A 24,896-nucleotide genomic window follows, 5' to 3' on the forward strand; every position below is an offset into this window, starting at 1 on the left:
GTGTTAATGGCGGTTAAAAAAAGCTTGATCATAAAAAATTGATCGATAATAATTCTCATTATCACGTTTGAGTTTAACAAAATATGACATCATGGATAACAAAATCATATCTTTTGTAAGGGAAAACGCACAGCACTCTTCACTTCAGACGTGGCGTACTACTTTGCCTGACAAAGAGGGCGTGCTTTTGCTGAATTATCAGAAATATTCGGCAATTTTACGGGATATATACGCTAATAGCTTCCCGTGGTGATATCTAATCATTTGAATTGTAAATAAATTTATTTTTCGCCAGCCACCCCGGTATTAACCCAGGCAGCCAGCATTTTTTATTTTCCTCATGGAGAATCGCTATGTCACGTCCGCAATTTACCTCGTTGCGTTTGAGTTTGTTGGCTTTGGCTGTTTCTGCCACCTTGCCAACGTTTGCTTTTGCTACTGAAACCATGACCGTTACGGCAACGGGGAATGCACGTAGTTCCTTCGAAGCGCCTATGATGGTCAGCGTTATCGACACTTCCGCTCCTGAAAATCAAACTGCTACTTCAGCCACTGATTTGCTGCGTCATGTTCCTGGAATTACTCTTGATGGTACCGGACGAACCAACGGTCAGGATGTAAATATGCGTGGCTATGATCATCGCGGCGTGCTGGTTCTTGTCGATGGTGTTCGCCAGGGAACGGATACCGGACACCTGAATGGCACTTTTCTCGATCCGGCGCTGATCAAGCGTGTTGAGATTGTTCGCGGACCTTCAGCATTACTGTATGGCAGTGGCGCGCTGGGTGGAGTGATCTCCTACGATACGGTCGATGCAAAAGATTTATTGCAGGAAGGACAAAGCAGTGGTTTTCGTGTCTTTGGTACTGGCGGCACGGGGGACCATAGCCTGGGATTAGGCGCGAGCGCGTTTGGGCGAACTGAAAATCTGGATGGTATTGTGGCCTGGTCCAGTCGCGATCGGGGTGATTTACGCCAGAGCAATGGTGAAACCGCGCCGAATGACGAATCCATTAATAACATGCTGGCGAAAGGGACCTGGCAAATTGATTCAGCCCAGTCTCTGAGCGGTTTAGTGCGTTACTACAACAACGACGCGCGTGAACCAAAAAATCCGCAGACCGTTGAAGCTTCTGATAGCAGTAACCCGATGGTCGATCGTTCAACAATTCAACGCGATGCGCAGCTTTCTTATAAACTCGCCCCGCAGGGTAACGACTGGTTAAATGCAGATGCAAAAATTTACTGGTCGGAAGTCCGTATTAATGCGCAAAACACGGGGAGTTCCGGCGAGTATCGTGAACAGATAACAAAAGGAGCAAGGCTGGAGAACCGTTCCACTCTATTTGCCGACAGTTTCGCTTCTCACTTACTGACATATGGCGGTGAGTATTATCGTCAGGAACAACATCCGGGTGGCGCGACGACGGGCTTCCCGCAAGCAAAAATCGATTTTAGCTCTGGCTGGCTACAAGATGAGATCACCTTACGCGATCTGCCGATTACCCTGCTTGGCGGAACCCGCTATGACAGTTATCGCGGTAGCAGCGACGGCTACAAAGATGTTGATGCCGACAAATGGTCATCTCGTGCGGGGATGACTATCAACCCGACCAACTGGCTGATGTTATTTGGCTCATATGCTCAGGCATTCCGCGCCCCGACGATGGGCGAAATGTATAACGATTCTAAACACTTCTCGATTGGTCGCTTCTATACCAACTATTGGGTGCCAAACCCGAACTTACGTCCGGAAACTAACGAAACTCAGGAGTACGGTTTTGGGCTGCGTTTTGATGACCTGATGTTGTCCAATGATGCTCTGGAATTTAAAGCCAGCTACTTTGATACCAAAGCGAAAGATTATATCTCCACGACCGTCGATTTCGCGGCGGCGACAACTATGTCGTATAACGTCCCGAACGCCAAAATCTGGGGCTGGGATGTGATGACGAAATATACCACTGATCTGTTTAGCCTTGATGTGGCCTATAACCGTACCCGCGGCAAAGACACCGATACCGGGGAATATATCTCCAGCATTAACCCGGATACCGTTACCAGTACCCTGAATATTCCGATCGCTCACAGTGGCTTCTCTGTTGGTTGGGTCGGTACGTTTGCCGATCGCTCAACACATATCAGCAGCAGCTACAGCAAACAACCTGGCTATGGTGTGAATGATTTCTACGTCAGTTATCAAGGGCAGCAGGCGCTCAAAGGCATGACCACTACTCTGGTATTGGGCAACGCCTTCGATAAAGAGTACTGGTCGCCGCAAGGCATCCCACAGGATGGTCGTAACGGAAAAATTTTCGTGAGTTATCAATGGTAATCATCTGCCCCGATATTTCGGGGCATTTATCTGGAAGGAAGAGAGACAATGAACCACTACACACGCTGGCTTGAGTTAAAAGAACAAAATCCCGGAAAGTACGCGCGTGACATCGCAGGTTTAATGAATATCAGCGAAGCAGAACTGGCATTTGCACGCGTCACGCACGACGCGTGGCGGATGCGCGGCGATATTCGTGAAATTCTGGCGGCGCTGGAAAGCGTTGGTGAAACCAAATGTATTTGTCGTAATGAATATGCAGTCCATGAGCAAGTTGGCTCGTTCACAAACCAGCATTTGAACGGACATGCCGGATTGATCCTCAATCCGCGCGCGCTGGATTTACGTCTGTTTCTCAATCAATGGGCCAGTGTTTTCCACATCAAAGAAAACACGGCTCGTGGCGAACGCCAGAGTATTCAGTTCTTTGATCATCAGGGCGATGCATTACTAAAAGTTTATGCCACCGACAATACCGATATGGCGGCATGGAGTGAGCTTCTGGCACGGTTTATCACCGATGAGAATACGCCGCTTGAGTTAAAAGCCGTTGATGCGCCAGTTGTTCAAACGCGAGCCGATGCCAGTGTGGTCGAGCAAGAGTGGCGGGCGATGACCGACGTTCATCAGTTTTTTACGTTGCTCAAGCGCCACAACCTGACGCGCCAACAGGCGTTCAATCTGGTGGCAGACGATTTGGCCTGCAAAGTATCCAACAGTGCGTTGGCGCAAATTCTTGAATCTGCACAGCAGGATGGCAATGAAATCATGGTGTTTGTTGGCAACCGTGGCTGCGTACAGATTTTCACCGGTGTGGTAGAAAAAGTGGTGCCAATGAAAGGTTGGCTGAATATTTTCAACCCGACGTTTACCCTTCATCTATTAGAAGAGAGCATTGCTGAAGCCTGGGTTACCCGTAAACCGACCAGCGATGGTCACGTAACCAGTCTGGAATTGTTTGCCCATGATGGTACGCAGATAGCGCAACTTTATGGTCAACGTACAGAAGGTGAACAGGAGCAAGCGCAATGGCGTAAGCAAATTGCTTCGTTGATACCGGAAGGCGTTACTGCATAACGTATAATTAACGGGAGGTCTGGCTGTTGCTGGGCCTCTTTATATTGTTCAATCGTTCACACCAGATAATTAATATGCTGATGGCGTACCAGCTCATTGATCCGCTTAAGATTGAGGATCATCATGATATTGTGTTTATGGCAGTAGAACGTTTTTAGCGATATTTTCAGTTTCTCCAGAATATCTTCCGTTGTCATTTGATTCGCAATGCAGCTCAGAACCTGATGCTGCTTGCGCGAGAGGGACACATCCGCTTCAGGCACAGAGCAGTAACTGCCATTGATGAGTGCGACAAAGTCGATGATGGCGATAGTTCGCGGAACAAAGGTCACCGGTACTTTCCCCAGGCAGCGTTTAATATTAAAGGGGGAGAAAATAATTACATGGACAGGTTTTAATCGTTCAATTTGAGTGAGAAAATTAGAATGAAATACATTATTCATTAATGTATCAATAATGACGAAGGCATTCTGATGCAACATTACGTCGATCTCTTCTTCGTTCTGTATATGAACGACATTACCTTTACTCAGAATGTTTTTCATCGCGGTGAAAAACATCGTATCCCTGGTAATTATAAGAAACATAACCGACTCCTGGTACGGACATTAACTTTATAATCAGTTTGCCAAAGGTAATTAACAGGACAGGGCTTATAATAATAGTTAGCTTACTGTGTATTAATTTGATGTAATGCATGATGCAGATGCTGAGAAAGCATCTGCATCTTTCGGTGGTGTTATTTGACCAGCTCAGGTGTTACCTGACTCACCGCATTGGTGTAGTAAGGAGCCCCCCAGCCCGGTTCCGGCCAGAATGCACCATAGCCGTAATCCCACAAGTTATAGGTGGTATTAACCACTTCTCTCAAATGCCACACCTGGATGCCCTGCATATTCACTTCCAGGAAGTTATACGGGACTTTATTGATAAAGCCAGGTTGTTCACCCTGAATGGTACCGAGGATGGTAACAAAGTGATTACGATAGTTCACTGGATCAAGGAAGCCGCTTTGTCTGGCGAGCAGTCGGCCCTGATAGTTGGCTTCAATATCAGGCTTCGCATAGCTATTCAACGGTAATACAGCGATTTCTAACAACGTATCCGTTTTGCCATTGATAACGTTGATAACCTTCCCACCAAAGCGCGCTTGTTGACCAACATATAACCCCGGCTGGTTATGAACAGCAACAAAACTTTTTTGAATATCAGGTTGGTTATTGCCTTTGATATTTTGCGGAATTGAACTACATGCGGCAAGCAAAAATGAAAGGCTGAGGATGAGTGCACCTTTTGTCATGTTCATGTTACTATCCTTATCAACAAATATTAAAACCATAATAGATATTTCTTTATAGTTTTCATCTGATTCTGAGGCGATATGCCTGATAGTAACGTAAACCTGTCTGATGTTTATATCTCTTCTGTTTAGTTGAGCTCAGTTAATTTTTGGGCGTGGCATGAGTATCCATTGTTCCATAATCTATATTCAGAGGTTTTTAATCTTTTCGTGTCTAATATTATTTATCTGATTAAGTATTGATTGTGTCTTTTGCGGAAGTGGTGTCGAGCTTATCGTTTCAATGTTATTAATAAGACTTACAAGTTGAGCCTCAACTTTGAGTAGTCTGCATTTGTATATGTGGTGTTCGTATGGCACGCATTAATTTGTTGGCGTTGTTGCGCTAAATCAAATTGTTCAGAGGTGTATCCATTCTCCAGAGAATGGGGCATTAATGGGGTGTTGTTCTTCCCGGTTATCACAAGGCCACTTCGGTGTGTCTGGCGTTTTAACATTATCGGTATTTGTTGTGCAGTTATAAATATCACCGTTATATGTATTTATTACACCTGGGGTAAAGTCAATTGACATAACATTCCTTATTCATCATTTGTTTTATGCTAAGATTTTTAAATTGGATAATTAGAACAGGAATGGATTTTCTTCTACATACAGTAAATATAATGCATCATATCTTCCTGATATAATTACCTTTGACTTCCATTTTATTTCCATCTGGTAATATTTGAGTGCAAAAAAAGGCAATAATCATATCGCAAAAGAAAACGTTAACAACTATCGAAAATGCTCGTTTTAAAAAGGTATGATGTTCTCTGATAGTGTGTGAAGTGATATTTTTGTGATGTTTTAGATATGTAATAATAAAATAGGTTAACGTATGTTGAAATTATTTATTGTGTAAACCACTGATAAATCATAATCCAGTACATCTTTAAACTGCTGCACTGTATCGCTGATAACTAAGCAGCTCACTGATACACCATGCTGGACGCGATAATTGGAATCTCACGCAGGGAGTACTGTGTAAATAGCAAAATCGCCTGATACGCTACGACTGTCAGGCCTACAAATAACATACAATTCATCGAATTATCATAAATTTGTAGGTCGGATAAAACGCGCCAGCGTCGCATCCGACATAAATAAAGCGCATTTTTCTAACAACCTGTGGGGGAATATAGCCGCTTTATTTCAGGCGATTACCCGCCTCATCAACCACTTTCTCGCCATCTTCCTTGGTGAACGCGCCTTTTTGCGCATCTGGCAGAATTTCCAGCACGACTTCTGAAGGGCGGCACAGGCGAGTTCCCAGCGGCGTCACCACAATCGGGCGATTAATCAGAATCGGGTGCTGAAGCATAAAGTCGATTAACTGATCGTGAGTAAATTTATCTTCTGCAAGGCCCAGTTCCTCATACGGCTCGACGTTTTTACGTAGCAGCGCGCGTACGGTAATCCCCATATCGGCAATGAGTTTTACCAGCTCATCGCGCGTCGGTGGTGTTTCCAGATAATAGATAATGGTCGGTTCTGTACCGCTGTTGCGGATCATCTCCAGCGTATTACGTGACGTACCGCAGGCCGGGTTGTGATAAATGGTAATGTTGCTCATATCAGTATCTCATTACGATGTGAAAGAGAGGTGTAGCGCCAGCGCCACCAGAGTTACAAACCAAAGCGGACAAGTCAAAAACACATATGGTTTAACGAATATGTAAGTGTAGAGAAAGGTGTAGGTGTGAATTAAGCGTTGGGCATTCATTTGAAAGGAGGTCTGAATCAGGACGTAAAAAAACCGACTTCGCGTCGGTTTTTTTACTGTTCAGCCCTGAGTTGGTGGCTCTGGCTGGAGTGAGATAGCCCACATCTAACAATGAGACATGCGCCGTGACAGGCAATGGATGAGTAAGCGGATGCATTCTCACTCCATCGCATGGAGAAAACGGGTGATTGATAAAGCAATCATCGTTCTTGGGGCGTTAATTGCGCTGCTGGAACTGATCCGCTTTCTGCTTCAGCTTCTGAACTGATAGCGGAAACGTAGCTAAGGGCTAAGAGCACACTACTCTTAGCCCTTTAACATTTAACGCATTGTCACGAACTCTTCTGCCGCTGTCGGGTGAATGGCAACCGTGTTGTCGAAGTCTTTTTTGGTTGCACCCATCTTCAGCGCCACCGCGAAGCCCTGCAACATTTCGTCCATACCAAAACCAATGCCGTGAATACCGACAATCTTCTCTTCCGGTCCAACGCATACCAGTTTCATGCGACACGGCTGGCGGTGAGTGGTGACGGCGGTATACATCGCGGTGAAAGAGGATTTATACACTTTCACCTGATCGTCGCCGTACTGCTCGCGCGCCTGCGGCTCCGTTAAACCAACAGTACCAATCGGCGGATGGCTGAAGACCACGGTCGGAATGTTGCTGTAATCCAGATGCTCATCCGGCTTGTTATTAAACAGGCGTTCAGAGAGACGGCGACCTGCTGCAACAGCCACCGGTGTCAGTTCCACTGCACCCGTGTTATCGCCCACCGCGTAAATACCTTCAACGTTGGTGTTTTGATATTTATCGACGACGATATAGCCTTTTTCGTTGGTTTTAACGCCAGCGGCTTCCAGGTTGATGTTGTCATTGGCAGGCTCGCGACCAATCGCCCAAATCAGGCAATCCACCGTTTCACTGCGACCATCTTCCAGCTCCAGCGTCAGGCTACCATCGGCATTTTTCACTACCGCTTTCGGGATGGCGTTGGTGTGCAACTGCGGGCCTTCGGCGTTCATCACTTCAACCAGCGTTTCAGAGATCATCGGGTCGAAGCTGCGCAGCGGCGCATGTTTACGCACAAACAGATGCGTCTTCGCACCGAGGCCGTTAATCACGCCCGCCAGTTCAACGGCGATGTAACCCGCGCCAACAACCGCTACGCGCTCTGGCAAAGCCGGAAGGGCGAAGAAGCCATCAGAATCAATACCGTATTCCACGCCCGGAATATCCGGGTGGCTCGGACGACCACCGGTGGCGATCAGAATATGATCGGCCGTGATGGTTTCGCCGTTGACTTCAATGGTTTTGGCATCAACGAAGCGGGCAAAGCCTTTGATTACATCAACGTTATTTTTACCGAGCACGTTCTCATAGGAAGTATGAATACGGTCGATATAGGCGGTACGGCTGGCGATCAACGTTTCCCAGTTGAATTTATTGATAGTGGTATCAAAACCATAATCCGGGCCGTACATATGGATCGCTTCACGGATTTGCGCCGCGTGCCACATCACTTTTTTCGGCACACAGCCAACATTTACGCAGGTGCCGCCCAGCTCTTTGGCTTCAATCAGTGCGCATTTCTGGCCGTACATAGCCGCGCGGTTGATGGAGGCGATACCGCCGCTGCCGCCGCCGATGGCGATGTAATCATAGTGTTTAGTCATGACATATTGTCCTTATCGTTGATTACCGCGATTGTAGCGCGAGACGTAATAGGTGCCAGCAATGGCTGCAATTACTCTGGCACGATCCAGCTTACGGTGGCGTGCCCGGTGCCTGCCGGAACCAGTTTGCTGTGCAGCCACGGCAGCACGTTATTCATCTGCTGTTCCAGCTTCCACGGCGGGTTAATCACAATCATGCCGGAAGCGGTCATGCCACGGCGATCGCTGTCTGGCAGCACCGCCAGTTCAATTTGCAGAATTTTGCGAATGCCGGTCGCTTCCAGGTCGTGGATCATGCGCTTAATTTGCTGGCGCAGCACCACTGGATACCACAATGCGTAAGTGCCAGTGGCGAAACGTTTGTAACCTTCTGCTATCCCGCTGACCACCGCCTGATAGTCGGTTTTCATTTCATACGGCGGGTCGATAAGGATTAAACCACGGCGGGAAACCGGCGGCAGCTTGGCCTTAAGCTGCTGGAAACCGTCGGCTTTTTCGACGCGCGCACGGCTGTCTTTCTGAAATTCAGAACGCAGCAACGGGTAATCGCTCGGGTGCAGTTCGGTCAGTTGCAGGCTGTCCTGTTCACGCAGTAGCTGGCGAGCAATCAACGGCGAACCGGGGTAATAACGCAACTGCCCGCTACGGTTGAAGTGTTTTACCACATTGATGTACGCCTCCAGCTCCGCAGGCAAATCGTCCTGCTGCCAGATACGGGCGATGCCTTCGAGATATTCGCCGGTACGCTCGGCATGTTCGCTGCCTAACTGATAACGCCCGGCCCCTGCGTGGGTGTCGAGATAGAGAAACGGTTTATCTTTCTCTTTCAGCGACTCAATGATCAGGCTCTGAACGGTATGTTTAAGGACGTCGGCGTGGTTGCCAGCGTGAAAGCTGTGGCGATAACTGAGCATGGGTAAAGGTGTTCCGGTAAGTAAAAATCGGCCCGTATTCGGGGCGCACAAAAGCCTATCAGGACAGTATACCGAAAAGAGGCCGCCGCCGCGAAAGCGTAACGTTTCTCATTGAAATTCACTACACTTAACCCCATGCTACAAACATTATGTAAAGCGCCTGTTGAGCGCTTCCTTAACCTCTTTAACCAGGACTGCGCTAATGACGAATCCGTTACTGACTCCCTTTGAATTGCCTCCGTTTTCTAAAATTCTCCCGGAACATGTCGTTCCAGCCGTGACTAAGGCGCTGAACGACTGCCGCGAAAATGTGGAGCGCGTAGTAGCGCAAGGGGCACCGTACACCTGGGAAAATCTCTGCCAGCCGTTGGCGGAAGTGGACGATGTGCTGGGGCGTATCTTCTCCCCGGTCAGCCATCTGAACTCGGTGAAAAATAGCCCGGAACTGCGTGAAGCGTACGAACAAACCCTGCCGCTGCTGTCAGAATACAGCACCTGGGTAGGGCAACATGAAGGGCTGTATAAGGCATATCGCGACCTGCGTGATGGCGATCATTACGCCACGCTGAACACGGCGCAGAAAAAAGCGGTTGATAACGCACTGCGCGACTTCGAACTCTCTGGCATCGGTCTGCCGAAAGAGAAACAGCAGCGTTACGGCGAAATTGCTACCCGTCTTTCTGAACTGGGCAATCAGTACAGCAACAACGTCCTCGATGCGACGATGGGCTGGACCAAACTCGTTACCGACGAAGCGGAGCTGGCGGGGATGCCAGAAAGCGCGCTGGCTGCGGCAAAAGCCCAGGCCGAAGCGAAAGAGCTGGAAGGTTATTTGCTGACGCTGGATATCCCAAGCTACCTGCCGGTAATGACCTACTGCGACAACCAGGCCCTGCGCGAAGAGATGTATCGCGCTTATAGCACTCGTGCTTCCGATCAAGGTCCGAACGCCGGTAAGTGGGACAACAGCAAGGTGATGGAAGAGATCCTCGCGCTGCGTCACGAACTGGCGCAACTGCTGGGCTTTGAAAACTACGCCTTCAAATCACTTGCCACTAAAATGGCAGAAAACCCGCAGCAGGTGCTGGATTTCTTAACCGATCTGGCAAAACGCGCGCGCCCGCAAGGCGAAAAAGAGCTGGCGCAACTGCGCGCCTTCGCCAAAGCCGAATTTGGCGTCGATGAGTTACAACCGTGGGATATCGCTTACTACAGCGAAAAACAGAAACAGCACCTCTACAGCATCAGCGATGAACAACTGCGTCCGTACTTCCCGGAAAACAAAGCGGTTAACGGCCTGTTTGAAGTGGTGAAACGTATTTACGGCATCACTGCTAAAGAGCGTAAAGATGTTGATGTCTGGCATCCGGATGTACGTTTCTTCGAGCTGTATGACGAGAACGACGAACTGCGCGGCAGCTTCTACCTCGACCTGTATGCCCGTGAAAACAAACGCGGCGGGGCGTGGATGGATGACTGCGTAGGCCAGATGCGTAAAGCCGACGGTTCGCTGCAAAAACCGGTCGCGTATCTGACCTGCAACTTCAACCGCCCGGTAAATGGTAAACCGGCGCTGTTTACCCATGACGAAGTGATCACCCTGTTCCACGAGTTCGGTCACGGCCTGCACCATATGCTGACCCGCATTGAAACCGCTGGTGTTTCCGGGATCAGTGGGGTGCCGTGGGATGCGGTCGAACTGCCGAGCCAGTTTATGGAAAACTGGTGCTGGGAGCCGGAGGCGCTGGCGTTTATCTCCGGTCACTATGAAACCGGCGAGCCGCTGCCGAAGGAGCTGCTGGATAAAATGCTGGCAGCGAAAAATTACCAGGCGGCGCTGTTTATTCTGCGCCAGCTGGAGTTCGGCCTGTTCGATTTCCGCCTCCATGCAGAGTTCCGTCCGGATCAGGGGGCGAAAATCCTCGAAACTCTGGCAGAAATCAAGAAACTGGTTGCCGTAGTACCGTCTCCGTCATGGGGCCGTTTCCCGCATGCTTTCAGCCACATTTTTGCCGGTGGTTATGCGGCAGGTTACTACAGCTACCTGTGGGCCGATGTGCTGGCGGCAGATGCCTTCTCGCGTTTTGAGGAAGAGGGCATTTTCAACCGTGAAACTGGGCAATCGTTCCTCGACAACATTCTGAGCCGTGGCGGTTCAGAAGAGCCGATGGAGCTGTTCAAACGCTTCCGTGGTCGTGAACCACAGCTGGATGCGATGCTGGAGCATTACGGCATTAAGGGCTGAACATTCAGTGAAAATCTGCTTAATTGATGAAACAGGCGCCGGAGACGGCGCCTTATCTGTTCTGGCGGCCCGCTGGGGGCTGGAACACGATGAAGACAACCTGATGGCGCTGGTGTTAACGCCGGAGCATCTGGAACTGCGCAAGCGTGATGAGCCGAAACTTGGCGGCATCTTTGTTGATTTTGTTGGCGGAGCGATGGCGCACCGACGCAAATTCGGCGGTGGTCGCGGAGAGGCGGTGGCGAAAGCGGTGGGCATTAAAGGCGATTATTTGCCGGATGTGGTGGACGCCACCGCAGGATTAGGGCGCGATGCCTTTGTGCTGGCTTCGGTCGGCTGCCGCGTGCGGATGCTGGAGCGTAATCCGGTGGTTGCCGCGTTGCTCGACGATGGTCTGGCGCGTGGTTATGCGGATGCGGAAATCGGCGGCTGGTTACAGGAACGTTTGCAGTTGATTCACGCCTCCAGTCTGACGGCGCTGAGCGATATTACCCCGCGTCCGCAGGTAGTTTATCTTGACCCAATGTTCCCGCATAAGCAGAAAAGCGCGCTGGTGAAAAAAGAGATGCGCGTGTTTCAGTCGCTGGTGGGGCCGGATCTTGATGCCGATGGATTGTTGGAGCCTGCGCGGTTGCTGGCAACCAAACGCGTGGTGGTGAAGCGTCCGGACTATGCGCCGCCGCTGGCGAATGTCGCCACGCCAAACGCGGTAGTCACTAAAGGGCATCGCTTTGATATTTATGCCGGAACGCCGGTGTAAAAGTAAAGCAGGGTAGCGATAACGCTACCCTGCTTTCTGCAAGAATAATTAATGGCTTTCCGGCGTCGCAATCATGCGTTTCAGCCACGGCACCATCAGTAGCATCACTACGGCAACGCCCAGCGTAACCAGGCCAATCTTACCAAACACGTTGGTATAGACGGGCAACGTCTCAAGTGGATCGGTAATGTTGTCTGGTACTGCGGTAAATGTTGCCACATAGCCGCCCAGCAAGAACGCGGCAGCCTGCGTCAGGAACCACATCCCGAGAATAAAGCCCATCAAATGCTGCGGCACCAGGGCAGCAATCATCGCCAGGCCAAGGGCGCTAATAAACAGTTCACCTAAGCTCTGGAATAAGTACACCAGCACGATAAACCATGGCGATGTCAGCCCCTGGGCATCCGCAAACCACATTCCAGCCGCTGCAGCCGTCAAAAAGCCCATTGAGCACATAAACATGCCGAGAGTAAACTTCATCGGCATCGAGAGATCTTTGCCTTTGTTACCCAGATGCGTGTAAATGCCTGCCAGTATTGGGCTGGCGAGTACCACCCAGAACGGGTTAAGCGCCTGGAAGCTGACCGGGTTGATGGAAAAGCCGAGAATTTCATGATGCACGTTGTTGATGGCAAAGAAGTTCAGCGACGTTGGCATCTGGGCGTAGAGAATGTAAAACACCACCGCTTCGAGCATCAGGACAAAGGCGACAAACATTTTATTGCGCCCGGTTTTATCCAGCTTGAATGCCTGACGAAAGAAGATGATGGTGACGACGATGGAGAGAACAATCAGAACCAGATTGGCGACTTCTACGTTGTGCATCAGCCAGGCGCAGACGAAGATCATCACCACGCTGCCAAGTAATACGTACAACAGTTTACTGAAGCTCATCGGCCGGAAGTCGGGTTCAGAACCAATGTCTTTCACCATTCCACGACAGGCGATGTAAACCAGTAATGCGATAATTAACCCTGCACCGCACAGGTTGTAGGTGACTGAATAGCCGAATTTATCAGCGATCACAGGGGCCAGCGATAACGCTATCAACGAGCCGATATTGATCGACATATAGAACAGGGTGAATGCGCCATCAAGCCGCGGATCTTTCGGCGGGTAGCACTTCGAAAGCAAGCTGGCTGGGTTAGCTTTAAACAGGCCGTTACCGACAGCGATAGTCCCCAGGGCGATGAAAATCAGGTCAGGCTTAAGTAGCGACATGCCGGTCATGAAGTAGCCAATCGCCAGCACAAGTGCTCCGAGAACAATGGTGCGTTTGGTTCCCAGCAGGTGGTCGCCAACATAGCCACCAATGGAAATGAGGCCATAGACCAGCGCAGCAAAAGCACCAAAAGTGACAAAAGCCTGCTCTTGCGAGAACCCAAGCTGTTTAACGAAGAAAACCGCCAGTACGCCCTGCACGCCGTAGTAGCCGAATCGCTCCCATAACTCGACAAAAAAGATCATGAAAAATGGGCGAGGTTGCTGCAGCATCCCCATGGGTGTTGTTGTATTCATATTTATTAACCTTCCAATACCATCCTGAAAAGTATGAACGCGTAAGGGATAACGCGCGAAAAAGTTTACATCTGTCAGAGATTCTTAATATTGATGCGGTGAATAGATTAATACACTATTACAACAGAAAATAACCAGCTGATCACACTAATGATAGAAAATATAATGGTGTTAAATGTTGTATTGGCAGGGGTTTTGATTGCGTACGCAGACCGCAGGCCAGATAAGGCGTTTACGCTGCATCAGGTAACAAGGCGCGCCAAAAAGCAAAACGCCCGCATATGCGGGCGTTCAGGAACACGTCGTGGAGGGAAGATTATTCTTCTTCGTCGCGCAGCGGAACAATCAGCATATCAACGTGAACGGTGTTGATCAGCTGACGTGCGGAAGACATCAGTTTGCTCCAGAAGTCCTGGTGGTGACCACAAACCACCAGATCCATATCGTATTTCTTGATTGCATCGACCAGTACCTGGCCCAGATCGCCGCTGCCGCTCAGGGTTTCAGTGATTGGGTAGCCTGCATTGGTTGAAAGCTCGGTCAGCGCATGATGTGTCTCTTCAGAGATGCGTTTCTGCATATCACCCAGATTCACATCGATAAGCCCGGTGTATAGGTCAGAGTAGTTTACATCTACGTGGATCAGAGAAACTTTCGCATTGTAGGGGCGAGCCATAGAGACTGCTTTCTCTACCAGAACTTTGCTTTCCGGGGAGAGGTCGACCGCGATGAGAATGTGTTTATAAGCCATAGTGTTACTCCTTCCATAAAGTTGTCGATGACTGGCCAGCTAGCGTTTCTTGTGCCGTTACGTCACCCGCGTCCTGCGAACTACGTGCGCGGGGCTAACCCAGCCGTAAAGATTCAGTGTTAAGACCATCCTTACCTTATAGCGACCCGGATGATCCGTCAATCCGCCTTGCTTACTCGTTAGATAAACAAATTTTCGACATGAATATATTGATAGTGGTTAACCTTCTGGAAAAAAAACAACCTGATCTCCTACACTATCTATAGAGCCGCTCGGATGTTGGTCACCACAAAAGCGGTTTCTCCAGGACCTGGTGTTAACTGATTGGCAGCGTATCGGGAGCGGTAGCCCCGGGGTGGAACTCCGCGGGCAGGTCGCCGGGGAGGAGGTATGATAAGCACCGTCGCATTATTTTGGGCTTTATGTGTCGTTTGCATTGTTAACATGGCGCGCTATTTCTCATCACTACGCGCGTTGTTAGTGGTACTGCGTAACTGCGATCCATTGCTCTATCAATATGTTGATGGAGGGGGCTTTTTTACCTCACATGGCCAACCCAACAAACAGGTGCGTCTCGTTTGGTATATCTATGCCCAACGTTATCGCGATCATCACGATGATGAGTTTATTCGCCGCTGTGAGCGGGTGCGTCGGCAGTTTATTCTGACCAGCGCATTGTGTGGTCTGGTGGTGGTCAGCCTGATTGCATTGATGATTTGGCATTAAGCACTTCAGCAATAATGACGCATAAAAAAAGCGGGCCAGTAAACTGACCCGCTCGTTTTGGTGCGTACGATTACAGGAACTGCAAGGAGAGCCAGTACAGCCCGCCGGAAAGCAGTACCGCAGCCGGAAGGGTAAACACCCAGGCCATCAGAATACTGGTTACGGTTTTACGCTGTAAGCCGCCGCCATCTACCACCATCGTCCCCGCGACAGAAGAGGAGAGTACGTGAGTAGTGGAAACCGGCATCCCGGTATAACTTGCCAGGCCGATAGACACTGCCGCCGTCATCTGGGCAGACATCCCCTGAGCGTAGGTCATGCCTTTCTTACCGATTTTCTCACCGATAGTCGTTGCCACACGACGCCAGCCAATCATCGTACCGATACCTAACGCCAGCGCGACCGCCATGATGATCCACACCGGCGCATACTCGATGGTGCTAAGCATGTCGGACTTCAGTTTCTTCAACAGGCGCTGATCGTCAGCACTCACGCCAGGCATCTTCACCACTTTGTCGATAGTGTCAGAAACGCACAGCATAATGCGGCGCATCTGGCTACGTTGATCAAGCGACAGCTTGTCGTAGCTTTCCACATCGGTAGTCAACATGCCTTTCAGGCGGTTGAGCGCGTTAATGGTATTCGACGGATGGCAATGGAACTCCGCGGGTTGCGTTGCGCCAGCTTCCGGAGCCGGTACTAACTGATCAGCACCGGTCGCTTGTTTCAGCAGCGCAGGATGCTGCTCAAAGTAAGCTTCGACGTTGTTGATGGCATCACGGGTACGGGTGATTTCGTAGCCAGTGGCATTCATGTTCACCACGAAGCCTGTTGGTGCGACACCAATCAATACCAACATAACCAGACCAATGCCTTTCTGACCATCGTTCGCGCCGTGCGAAAACGCCACGCCGATAGCGGAAAGGATCAGCGCAATACGCGTCCAGAACGGCGGCTTTTTCTTGCCGTCTTTCTTTTCACGCTCCGCTGGGGTCAGGTGGATACGGGCGCGTTTCTTGGTGCCGCTCCAGTAGCGACGCAGCAAGAAAATCAGACCGCCAGCAAACACCAGGCCGACAATAGGGGAAACGATCAGAGAACCGAAAATACTTAATACTTTCGGGATATTGAGTGCATCCACCACTGACGTCCCGGTCATCAACGCATTGGTTAAACCAATCCCGATGATCGCGCCAATCAGCGTATGAGAGCTGGATGCAGGTAAACCAAAGTACCAGGTACCCAGGTTCCAGATAATCGCCGCCAGCAACATAGAGAACACCATGGCAAGGCCATGAGACGATCCCATATTAAGCAGCAGATCCGTCGGCAGCATATGCACAATGGCATAGGCAACACTCAGACCACCCAGCAAAACACCCAAAAAGTTGAACACCGCCGCCATAACCACGGCGAGCTGAGAACGCATCGCGCGGGTATAGATAACGGTTGCCACGGCGTTGGCTGTGTCATGGAAACCATTGATGGCTTCGTAGAACAGCACAAAAGCCAGTGCAAGCAATAATAACAGCCCGGTATGCAAATCCAGGCCAGCAAACAAATGTAGCATAGGACGTTACGCCATTTTGAGGACATGAACGCGGCGCATTATCAGTGACTTTCGCGGCGCGGGCAAAGTGAAATATAGACTTTTTTTGATTTGCCTCCTGTATGGATTCCACTCAAAAAATAATTATCTTATATAATTCAGGCAAATACTTCCTTTTAGTAATATTGATGCTGGTGCGACCACTGAGGAATCTTTACAATTCACGCCCGTTTTTTCTTAGAGGAGCGCAACGTGGAAAGGTTTGATGCCATTATTATAGGCGCTGGTGCGGCAGGTATGTTCTGTTCTGCGCTGGCAGGTCAGGCAGGACGCCGGGTTCTGCTGATCGATAATGGTAAAAAACCAGGGCGCAAAATCCTCATGTCTGGCGGTGGGCGCTGCAACTTTACCAACCTTTATGTCGAACCGGGCGCTTATCTGAGCCAGAATCCGCATTTTTGTAAGTCTGCACTCGCGCGTTTTACCCAGTGGGATTTCATTGATCTGGTCAATAAACACGGCATCGCCTGGCACGAGAAAACGTTAGGGCAGCTCTTCTGCGATGACTCCGCGCAGCAGATTGTCGACATGCTGGTGGATGAGTGCGAGAAGGGCAATGTGGCCTTCAGATTGCGTAGCGAAGTGCTGAGCGTGGCGAAGGATGATACAGGCTTCACGCTTGAACTGAACGGCATGACTGTCGGTTGCGAAAAGCTGGTCATTGCGACCGGTGGACTGTCAATGCCGGGGCTGGGCGCATCGCCGTTTGGTTATAAGATTGCCGAACAATTCGGCCTCAACGTGCTGCCGACCCGTGCGGGTCTGGTGCCATTCACTCTGCATAAACCGTTGCTTGAAGAGTTACAGGTGCTGGCGGGCGTGGCGGTGCCTTCCGTGATTACCGCTGAAAACGGTACCGTTTTCCGTGAGAACTTACTCTTCACCCACCGCGGCTTATCTGGACCGGCGGTGTTGCAGATTTCCAGCTACTGGCAACCGGGTGAATTTGTCAGCATCAATCTGCTACCGGATGTGGACCTCGAAACCTTCCTGAATGAGCAGCGTAATGCACATCCGAATCAAAGCCTGAAAAACACGCTGGCGGTTCATCTGCCGAAGCGGTTGGTTGAACGGTTACAACAACTCGGGCAAATCCCGGATCTCTCGCTAAAACAGCTCAACGTGCGTGACCAACAGACACTGATTAGCACATTGACTGACTGGCGCGTACAACCCAACGGCACTGAAGGCTATCGCACTGCCGAAGTGACGCTCGGCGGCGTGGACACCAACGAACTCTCTTCACGGACGATGGAAGCGCGCAAAGTGCCTGGGCTGTACTTCATCGGCGAAGTGATGGACGTCACCGGCTGGCTGGGGGGCTATAACTTCCAGTGGGCGTGGTCGAGTGCATGGGCTTGTGCGCAGGATTTGGTGGCAGAATAAGAAGCAAAATGTGCTCTCGATACCAGAGGGATTAACCTGAATAAAACCAGATAAGGCGTCCAACGCCTTATCTGAAGCCTTTTTTATTATTTTTTCGCTGAACCCGCTTCTAATATAGAAACGATGGAAAACAGTGTAAAACAAACTGCACCTAAGCCAACCAGAACTCGCGAAGGAATAAAGTAAGCCATATCGGTTTGCGCAATTTCAGCCAGGAACGCAGCAAGGAACAGACAAAACAGACAGGTAAATACCGGAATCATGGGTATTCTGTTGGCTAACGAACAGGTGCGTCGCCATACCAGCGCTAACAACCACACTTTGGAGAAAATACTGTAGCAGATCATCCCCAGGCAAATGAGAATAATGCCGGGGGCCAGGCGGGCGCTTGCATCTGAACTGATTAATACGTAGATACCAAAAATAATGGTAAGTGAGCCAAGCAAAATAACCCAATAGCACCACAGCCAATGTTCTTTCACTGAGAACGTATTCCGCGTTTGATGGACAATAGTGGCGACAAGGCCAATAAGACAAGCGCAAATTGCCGTTAACCCCATTAGTACGTGACCTGCAACATAATGTGGTGTGATATCTGCACTACGTAACAGTATGACTGACCAAATGAAACCAAAGAGAGTAAGCAGAACGGGAACGGCAATTAAGCAATTACCGATTGTTGAAGAATAGGCCTGCAATGGCGTACCGTCACTCTTACTGCCCGAGGCGTTTTTGGGGATCAACAGAAAATGTCCGGAAGATGCCGCTACGGTTGATACACAAGCGGCAATCATGCCAACGCCAAAAATAACATGACCGGCGACAAATTCATCTGCCATCACATTATTGCTTGCCAACAGTGACCATCCCCAAATCATAGTTGTAGCAGAACCGGCATAACCAATAACAGGAAATAACCTGTTGTAGAATTTATTCATGCCGTGAGTTAACTGAGATATAATAATAAATGCGGTAGTGAACAATGCCAGACATATCGCAGAAAGAGAAATCAGAACATGCCCTGCAACGAAATATTCACTTTGCCCAGAACCGGTTAATACAAACTCACCTAATGCGATGCATATTATACCCATCAGTAAAGGAATTAATTTAAACAACCATCCGATATATATATTCATTTTAAACCCCATATATATTTTCTGCTACACTTCGAAAAACATATGATTCGTCTTTTCAGTTAGTTAAATATGTCTATAAGATGCCATCAATTAAAAAAGTAACTTCACTATAATCGGATTTAGCGTTATGGGGATCAACTTTTAGCGGTGAGTTAATGCTATTAAATAAATATTTATCCTAAGATAAACTCTGAATTAATATCTTTATCTTATTTTGTTGTTTTAAATGAACCTTTTAGGGAATATTTTATTAAACCCACGAACCTTTATCATCTATCATCTTTTCAGAATAAATTATTTTATATTCGGTATTTATTCGCACATCAGGCGATAATAACGCTATGTGATAGTCATCAGGTTTCCCTGTTACGGAAACCTGTGCAACAGAATCTGTGAACCTGTACAGAATATTTTTGGAAAAAACACCAGCGAACGGAAGAACATCGCGATGTATCACAAGTTGATGGCAATCAAATAGACAACATGAATATAACTGTTAGTATTTAATTGATTTCACTTATGAGTATGCGTGTTTCATTTACGGCCAGGAATGCTGATGATGACAACATTACTACCCGTTTTCACTAAGCCTTCCCCATTGGCGCTCAATGCTCTGTGCGCTGGTCGTATTTGCCATTTCCTTCTTATCCCGGATGGAAGAATCCGCTGAACATCGTTCGGTGGCAGTTGTAACACGCGTCGATTGCTTACAGGGATTATGGCGGATCGATTATGGATAAGAGTAAGCGCCATCTGGCGTGGTGGGTTGTCGGGGCACTGGCGGTGGCTGCCGTCGTGGCGTGGTGGCTGTTGCGCCCGGCGGGTGTGCCGGAAGGCTTTGCTGTCAGCAATGGGCGCATTGAAGCGACGGAAGTGGATATCGCCAGCAAAATTGCCGGGCGTATCGACACCATTCTGGTGAAAGAAGGCCAGTTTGTTCGAGAAGGTGAAGTGCTGGCGAAGATGGATACTCGCGTGTTGCAGGAACAGCGACTGGAAGCCATCGCGCAAATCAAAGAAGCACAAAGTGCCGTTGCCGCCGCGCAGGCTTTGCTGGAGCAACGCCAAAGCGAAACTCGTGCCGCACAGTCGCTGGTTAATCAACGCCAGGCAGAACTGGACTCCGTAGCAAAACGTCATACGCGTTCCCGCTCACTGGCACAACGGGGGGCAATTTCTGCGCAACAGCTGGATGACGACCGCGCCGCCGCTGAGAGCGCCCGAGCTGCGCTGGAATCGGCAAAAGCTCAGGTTTCTGCTTCTAAAGCCGCTATAGAGGCGGCACGCACCAATATCATTCAGGCGCAAACTCGCGTCGAAGCGGCACAAGCCACTGAACGGCGCATTGCCGCAGATATCGATGACAGCGAACTGAAAGCCCCGCGTGACGGACGCGTGCAGTATCGGGTTGCCGAGCCAGGCGAAGTGCTGGCGGCAGGCGGTCGGGTGCTGAATATGGTCGATCTCAGCGACGTCTATATGACCTTCTTTCTGCCAACCGAACAGGCGGGCACGCTGAAACTGGGCGGTGAAGCACGTTTGATTCTTGATGCTGCACCAGATCTGCGTATTCCTGCAACCATCAGTTTTGTCGCCAGCGTCGCCCAGTTCACGCCAAAAACCGTCGAAACCAGCGATGAACGGCTGAAACTGATGTTCCGTGTCAAAGCGCGTATCCCACCGGAATTACTCCAGCAGCATCTGGAATATGTCAAAACCGGTTTGCCGGGCGTAGCGTGGGTGCGGGTGAATGAAGAACTTCCGTGGCCTGAAGACCTGGTGGTGAGGTTGCCGCAATGACGCATCTGGAACTGGTTCCCGTCCCGCCTGTCGCGCAACTGGCGGGCGTGAGCCAGCATTATGGAAAAACCGTTGCGCTGAACAATATCACTCTCGATATTCCGGCCCGCTGCATGGTTGGGCTGATTGGTCCGGATGGCGTCGGGAAGTCGAGTTTATTGTCATTGATTTCCGGTGCTCGTGTCATTGAGCAGGGCAATGTGATGGTGCTGGGCGGCGATATGCGCGATCCGAAGCATCGCCGTGACGTCTGCCCGCGCATCGCCTGGATGCCGCAGGGGCTGGGTAAAAACCTCTACCACACCTTGTCGGTGTATGAAAACGTCGATTTTTTCGCCCGCCTGTTCGGTCACGACAAAGCGGAGCGGGAAGTGCGAATTAATGAGCTGCTGACCAGCACCGGATTAGCACCGTTTCGCGATCGTCCGGCAGGGAAACTCTCCGGCGGGATGAAGCAAAAACTTGGGCTGTGCTGTGCGTTAATCCACGACCCGGAATTGTTGATTCTTGATGAGCCAACAACGGGGGTTGACCCGCTCTCCCGCGCCCAGTTCTGGGATCTGATCGACAGCATTCGCCAGCGGCAGAGCAATATGAGCGTGCTGGTTGCCACCGCCTATATGGAAGAGGCGGAACGCTTCGACTGGCTGGTAGCGATGAATGCCGGAGAAGTGCTGGCAACTGGCAGCGCCGAAGAGTTGCGGCAGCAAACGCAAAGCGCCACGCTGGAAGAAGCATTTATAAATCTGTTACCGCAAGCACAACGGCAGGCGCATCAGGCGGTAGTGATCCCACCGTATCAACCTGAAAACGCAGAGATTGCCATCGAAGCGCGCGATCTGACCATGCGTTTTGGTTCCTTCGTTGCCGTTGATCACGTCAATTTCCGCATTCCACGCGGGGAGATTTTTGGTTTTCTTGGTTCGAACGGCTGTGGTAAATCCACCACCATGAAAATGCTTACCGGATTGCTGCCCGCCAGCGAAGGTGAGGCGTGGCTGTTCGGGCAACCGGTTGATCCAAAAGATATCGATACTCGTCGCCGGGTGGGCTATATGTCGCAGGCGTTTTCGCTCTATAACGAACTCACCGTGCGGCAAAACCTGGAGTTACATGCTCGTCTGTTTCATATCCCGGAAGCGGAAATTCCCGCGCGAGTGGCTGAAATGAGCGAGCGTTTTAAGCTCAACGACGTCGAAGATGTATTGCCGGAGTCATTGCCGCTCGGCATTCGCCAGCGGCTATCGCTGGCGGTGGCGGTGATTCATCGCCCGGAGATGTTAATCCTTGATGAACCGACTTCTGGCGTCGATCCGGTGGCGAGGGATATGTTCTGGCAGTTGATGGTGGATCTCTCGCGCCAGGACAAAGTGACTATCTTCATCTCCACCCACTTTATGAACGAAGCGGAACGTTGTGACCGTATCTCACTGATGCACGCCGGAAAAGTGCTCGCCAGCGGTACACCGCCGGAACTGGTTGAGAAACGCGGAGCCGCCAGTCTGGAAGAGGCATTTATCGCTTATTTGCAGGAAGCGGCAGGGCAGAGCAACGAAGCTGAAGCGCCGCCGGTGGTACACGACACCACCCACGCGCCACGTCAGGGATTCAGCCTGCGCCGTCTGTTTAGCTACAGCCGCCGCGAAGCGCTGGAACTGCGACGCGATCCGGTACGTTCGACGCTGGCGCTGATGGGAACGGTGATCCTGATGCTGATAATGGGTTACGGCATCAGTATGGATGTGGAAAACCTGCGCTTTGCGGTGCTTGACCGCGATCAAACCGTCAGTAGCCAGGCGTGGACGCTCAATCTCTCCGGTTCCCGTTACTTTATCGAACAGCCACCGCTCACCAGTTATGACGAGCTTGATCGTCGGATGCGTGCGGGCGATATCACGGTGGCAATTGAGATCCCTCCCAATTTCGGGCGCGATATCGCGCGTGGTACGCCCGTGGAACTCGGTGTCTGGATCGACGGTGCGATGCCGAGCCGCGCCGAAACGGTAAAAGGTTACGTGCAGGCCATGCACCAGAGCTGGCTACAGGATGTGGCGAGCCGACAGTCCACACCCGCCAGCCAAAGCGGGCTGATGAATATTGAGACGCGCTATCGCTATAACCCGGACGTAAAAAGCCTGCCGGCGATTGTTCCGGCGGTGATCCCGCTTCTGCTGATGATGATCCCGTCAATGCTAAGCGCCCTTAGCGTGGTGCGGGAAAAAGAGCTAGGGTCGATTATCAACCTTTACGTGACCCCCACCACCCGTAGCGAATTTTTACTTGGCAAACAGCTGCCATACATCGCGCTGGGGATGCTGAACTTTTTCCTGCTCTGCGCCCTGTCGGTGTTTGTGTTTGGCGTACCGCATAAAGGCAGTTTCCTGACTCTCACCCTGGCGGCGCTGCTGTATATCATCATCGCCACCGGAATGGGGCTGCTGATCTCCACCTTTATGAAAAGCCAGATTGCCGCCATTTTCGGTACGGCAATTATCACGTTGATCCCGGCGACACAGTTTTCCGGGATGATCGATCCGGTAGCTTCGCTGGAAGGTCCAGGACGTTGGATCGGCGAGGTTTATCCCACCAGTCATTTTCTGACTATCGCCCGCGGAACGTTCTCGAAAGCGCTGGATCTGACTGATTTGTGGCAACTTTTTATCCCGTTGCTGATAGCCATACCGCTGGTGATGGGCTTAAGCATCCTGCTGCTGAAAAAACAGGAGGGATGATGCGCCATTTACGCAATATTTTTAATCTGGGTATCAAAGAGTTGCGCAGTCTGCTCGGTGATAAAGCGATGCTGACGCTGATTGTCTTCTCGTTTACGGTGTCGGTGTATTCGTCAGCGACCGTTACGCCAGGATCGTTGAACCTCGCGCCGATCGCCATAGCCGATATGGATCAATCGCAGTTGTCGAACCGGATCGTTAACAGCTTCTATCGCCCGTGGTTTTTGCCACCGGAGATGATCACCGCCGATGAGATGGATGCCGGACTGGACGCCGGACGTTATACCTTCGCGATAAATATTCCGCCTAATTTTCAGCGTGATGTCCTCGCCGGACGCCAGCCGGATATTCAGGTGAACGTCGATGCCACGCGCATGAGCCAGGCATTCACTGGCAACGGTTATATCCAGAATATTATCAACGGTGAAGTGAACAGCTTTGTCGCGCGCTACCGTGATAACAGCGAACCGTTGGTATCGCTGGAAACCCGGATGCGCTTTAACCCGAACCTCGATCCCGCGTGGTTTGGCGGGGTGATGGCGATCATCAACAACATTACCATGCTGGCGATTGTGTTGACCGGATCGGCACTGATCCGCGAGCGTGAACACGGCACGGTGGAACACTTACTGGTGATGCCGATAACGCCGTTTGAGATCATGATGGCAAAGGTCTGGTCGATGGGGCTGGTGGTGCTGGTGGTGTCGGGATTATCGCTGGTGCTGATGGTGAAAGGCGTGCTGGGCGTACCGATTGAAGGCTCGATCCCGCTGTTTATGCTGGGCGTGGCGCTCAGTTTGTTTGCCACCACGTCAATCGGCATTTTTATGGGGACGATAGCGCGTTCAATGCCGCAACTGGGGCTGCTGGTGATTCTGGTGCTGCTGCCGCTGCAAATGCTTTCCGGTGGTTCCACGCCGCGCGAAAGTATGCCGCAGATGGTGCAGGACATTATGCTGACCATGCCGACGACACACTTTGTTAGCCTCGCGCAGGCCATCCTCTACCGTGGTGCCGGATTCGAAATCGTCTGGCCGCAGTTCCTGACACTGATGGCAATTGGCGGCGCGTTTTTCACCATCGCACTGCTGAGATTCAGGAAGACAATTGGGACAATGGCGTAATTACAGTTGCCCGATGCGTAAGCTTATAGGGTCTACGCAT

At 50.5% G+C, this 24,896-nt stretch carries 20 protein-coding genes and 2 pseudogenes; 12 read left to right on the forward strand and 10 right to left on the reverse strand.

Features of this window, described 5'->3' with window-relative positions; all coding sequences use genetic code 11:
- The first annotated feature begins 353 nt into the window (after positions 1 to 353).
- Together chuA and chuS are read left to right on the forward strand one after the other, a co-directional pair.
- A complete protein-coding gene (gene chuA / locus ACJHYO_RS21565) occupies positions 354 to 2,336 on the forward strand; it encodes a TonB-dependent heme/hemoglobin receptor ChuA/ShuA (protein ID WP_000089583.1) in 1,983 nt (660 codons plus the stop codon).
- A 48-nt stretch (positions 2,337 to 2,384) separates the two neighbouring features.
- Positions 2,385 to 3,413 carry a hematinate-forming heme oxygenase ChuS gene (gene chuS / locus ACJHYO_RS21570; protein WP_001017200.1) on the forward strand — a complete coding sequence of 343 codons (1,029 nt, stop codon included), beginning with the start codon at positions 2,385 to 2,387 and terminating at the stop codon, positions 3,411 to 3,413.
- A gap of 56 nt (positions 3,414 to 3,469) precedes the next feature.
- Here chuS and ACJHYO_RS21575 read toward each other — a convergent pair whose 3' ends face one another.
- The 4 genes and pseudogenes from ACJHYO_RS21575 to arsC all read right to left on the reverse strand — a co-directional run bounded on the left by ACJHYO_RS21575 (position 3,470) and on the right by arsC (position 6,328).
- On the reverse strand, positions 3,470 to 4,000 hold the full coding sequence (locus ACJHYO_RS21575; RefSeq protein ID WP_000478618.1) for a helix-turn-helix transcriptional regulator: 531 nt from the start codon (positions 3,998 to 4,000) through the stop codon (positions 3,470 to 3,472).
- A 152-nt stretch (positions 4,001 to 4,152) separates the two neighbouring features.
- Positions 4,153 to 4,719, reverse strand: coding sequence for an outer membrane lipoprotein Slp (gene slp / locus ACJHYO_RS21580; protein WP_001533679.1), 567 nt, complete (start codon positions 4,717 to 4,719; stop codon positions 4,153 to 4,155).
- A gap of 189 nt (positions 4,720 to 4,908) precedes the next feature.
- Positions 4,909 to 5,286: pseudogene (locus ACJHYO_RS21585) on the reverse strand (hypothetical protein); the annotation flags it as partial.
- Between the two features lie 616 nt (positions 5,287 to 5,902).
- Positions 5,903 to 6,328, reverse strand: a complete 426-nt coding sequence (gene arsC / locus ACJHYO_RS21590) for a glutaredoxin-dependent arsenate reductase (RefSeq protein WP_000065791.1) — start codon at positions 6,326 to 6,328, stop codon at positions 5,903 to 5,905.
- Between the two features lie 334 nt (positions 6,329 to 6,662).
- On the opposite strand from arsC, the gene dinQ reads away from it, so the two are divergent.
- Positions 6,663 to 6,746, forward strand: a complete 84-nt coding sequence (gene dinQ / locus ACJHYO_RS21595) for a damage-inducible type I toxin DinQ (RefSeq protein ID WP_001295215.1) — start codon at positions 6,663 to 6,665, stop codon at positions 6,744 to 6,746.
- Between the two features lie 53 nt (positions 6,747 to 6,799).
- On the opposite strand, the gene gorA is transcribed toward dinQ, so the two are convergent.
- Positions 6,800 to 8,152 (reverse strand): glutathione-disulfide reductase, encoded by a 1,353-nt coding sequence (gene gorA, locus ACJHYO_RS21600; RefSeq protein WP_000160795.1) that lies wholly within the window; start codon positions 8,150 to 8,152, stop codon positions 6,800 to 6,802.
- A 71-nt stretch (positions 8,153 to 8,223) separates the two neighbouring features.
- On the reverse strand, positions 8,224 to 9,066 hold the full coding sequence (rlmJ, locus tag ACJHYO_RS21605; RefSeq protein ID WP_000954225.1) for a 23S rRNA (adenine(2030)-N(6))-methyltransferase: 843 nt from the start codon (positions 9,064 to 9,066) through the stop codon (positions 8,224 to 8,226).
- 202 nt (positions 9,067 to 9,268) lie between these two features.
- Between rlmJ and prlC the strand changes: the two genes are divergently transcribed.
- Both prlC and rsmJ read left to right on the forward strand, forming a co-directional pair.
- On the forward strand, positions 9,269 to 11,311 hold the full coding sequence (gene prlC, locus ACJHYO_RS21610; RefSeq protein ID WP_001312164.1) for an oligopeptidase A: 2,043 nt from the start codon (positions 9,269 to 9,271) through the stop codon (positions 11,309 to 11,311).
- 7 nt (positions 11,312 to 11,318) lie between these two features.
- Positions 11,319 to 12,071 (forward strand): 16S rRNA (guanine(1516)-N(2))-methyltransferase RsmJ, encoded by a 753-nt coding sequence (gene rsmJ, locus ACJHYO_RS21615; RefSeq protein ID WP_000686607.1) that lies wholly within the window; start codon positions 11,319 to 11,321, stop codon positions 12,069 to 12,071.
- 48 nt (positions 12,072 to 12,119) lie between these two features.
- On the opposite strand, the gene dtpB is transcribed toward rsmJ, so the two are convergent.
- Positions 12,120 to 13,589 (reverse strand): dipeptide/tripeptide permease DtpB, encoded by a 1,470-nt coding sequence (gene dtpB / locus ACJHYO_RS21620; protein WP_001098639.1) that lies wholly within the window; start codon positions 13,587 to 13,589, stop codon positions 12,120 to 12,122.
- A gap of 175 nt (positions 13,590 to 13,764) precedes the next feature.
- Between dtpB and ACJHYO_RS21625 the strand changes: the two are divergent.
- Positions 13,765 to 13,829 (forward strand): annotated as a pseudogene (locus tag ACJHYO_RS21625) (hypothetical protein); the annotation flags it as partial.
- A gap of 76 nt (positions 13,830 to 13,905) precedes the next feature.
- Here ACJHYO_RS21625 and uspA read toward each other — a convergent pair.
- Positions 13,906 to 14,340 (reverse strand): universal stress protein UspA, encoded by a 435-nt coding sequence (uspA, locus tag ACJHYO_RS21630; RefSeq protein ID WP_000323571.1) that lies wholly within the window; start codon positions 14,338 to 14,340, stop codon positions 13,906 to 13,908.
- Between the two features lie 390 nt (positions 14,341 to 14,730).
- Here uspA and uspB point away from each other — a divergent pair, with 390 nt between their 5' ends.
- On the forward strand, positions 14,731 to 15,066 hold the full coding sequence (gene uspB, locus ACJHYO_RS21635; protein WP_000626187.1) for a universal stress protein UspB: 336 nt from the start codon (positions 14,731 to 14,733) through the stop codon (positions 15,064 to 15,066).
- A 70-nt stretch (positions 15,067 to 15,136) separates the two neighbouring features.
- On the opposite strand, the gene pitA is transcribed toward uspB, so the two are convergent.
- On the reverse strand, positions 15,137 to 16,636 hold the full coding sequence (pitA, locus tag ACJHYO_RS21640) for an inorganic phosphate transporter PitA (protein ID WP_085455589.1): 1,500 nt from the start codon (positions 16,634 to 16,636) through the stop codon (positions 15,137 to 15,139).
- Positions 16,637 to 16,867: 231 nt separating this feature from the next.
- Between pitA and ACJHYO_RS21645 the strand changes: the two genes are divergently transcribed.
- Positions 16,868 to 18,061, forward strand: a complete 1,194-nt coding sequence (locus ACJHYO_RS21645) for an NAD(P)/FAD-dependent oxidoreductase (protein ID WP_000439157.1) — start codon at positions 16,868 to 16,870, stop codon at positions 18,059 to 18,061.
- An 86-nt stretch (positions 18,062 to 18,147) separates the two neighbouring features.
- On the opposite strand, the gene ACJHYO_RS21650 is transcribed toward ACJHYO_RS21645, so the two are convergent.
- Positions 18,148 to 19,200, reverse strand: a complete 1,053-nt coding sequence (locus tag ACJHYO_RS21650; RefSeq protein WP_001318089.1) for a DUF2776 family protein — start codon at positions 19,198 to 19,200, stop codon at positions 18,148 to 18,150.
- 556 nt (positions 19,201 to 19,756) lie between these two features.
- Between ACJHYO_RS21650 and yhiY the strand changes: the two genes are divergently transcribed.
- The 4 genes from yhiY (at position 19,757) to ACJHYO_RS21670 (ending at position 24,856) form a co-directional block, all read left to right on the forward strand.
- Positions 19,757 to 19,870: a protein YhiY gene (yhiY, locus tag ACJHYO_RS21655; protein ID WP_001304942.1), complete on the forward strand. Its 114-nt coding sequence runs from the start codon at positions 19,757 to 19,759 to the stop codon at positions 19,868 to 19,870.
- 62 nt (positions 19,871 to 19,932) lie between these two features.
- A complete protein-coding gene (locus ACJHYO_RS21660) occupies positions 19,933 to 21,000 on the forward strand; it encodes an HlyD family secretion protein (RefSeq protein ID WP_038339113.1) in 1,068 nt (355 codons plus the stop codon).
- Positions 20,997 to 23,732: a ribosome-associated ATPase/putative transporter RbbA gene (gene rbbA, locus ACJHYO_RS21665; protein ID WP_000149127.1), complete on the forward strand. Its 2,736-nt coding sequence runs from the start codon at positions 20,997 to 20,999 to the stop codon at positions 23,730 to 23,732. The genes ACJHYO_RS21660 and rbbA overlap by 4 nt, the downstream gene beginning before the upstream one ends.
- The gene (locus tag ACJHYO_RS21670; RefSeq protein WP_001314210.1) at positions 23,732 to 24,856 is read left to right on the forward strand and encodes an ABC transporter permease; all 1,125 of its coding nucleotides are present in this window, start codon (positions 23,732 to 23,734) and stop codon (positions 24,854 to 24,856) included. The genes rbbA and ACJHYO_RS21670 overlap by 1 nt, the downstream gene beginning before the upstream one ends.
- The last annotated feature ends 40 nt before the right edge of the window (positions 24,857 to 24,896 follow it).

Source organism: Escherichia sp. WS1118, assembly GCF_046487695.1.
Lineage (GTDB): Bacteria > Pseudomonadota > Gammaproteobacteria > Enterobacterales > Enterobacteriaceae > Escherichia > Escherichia coli.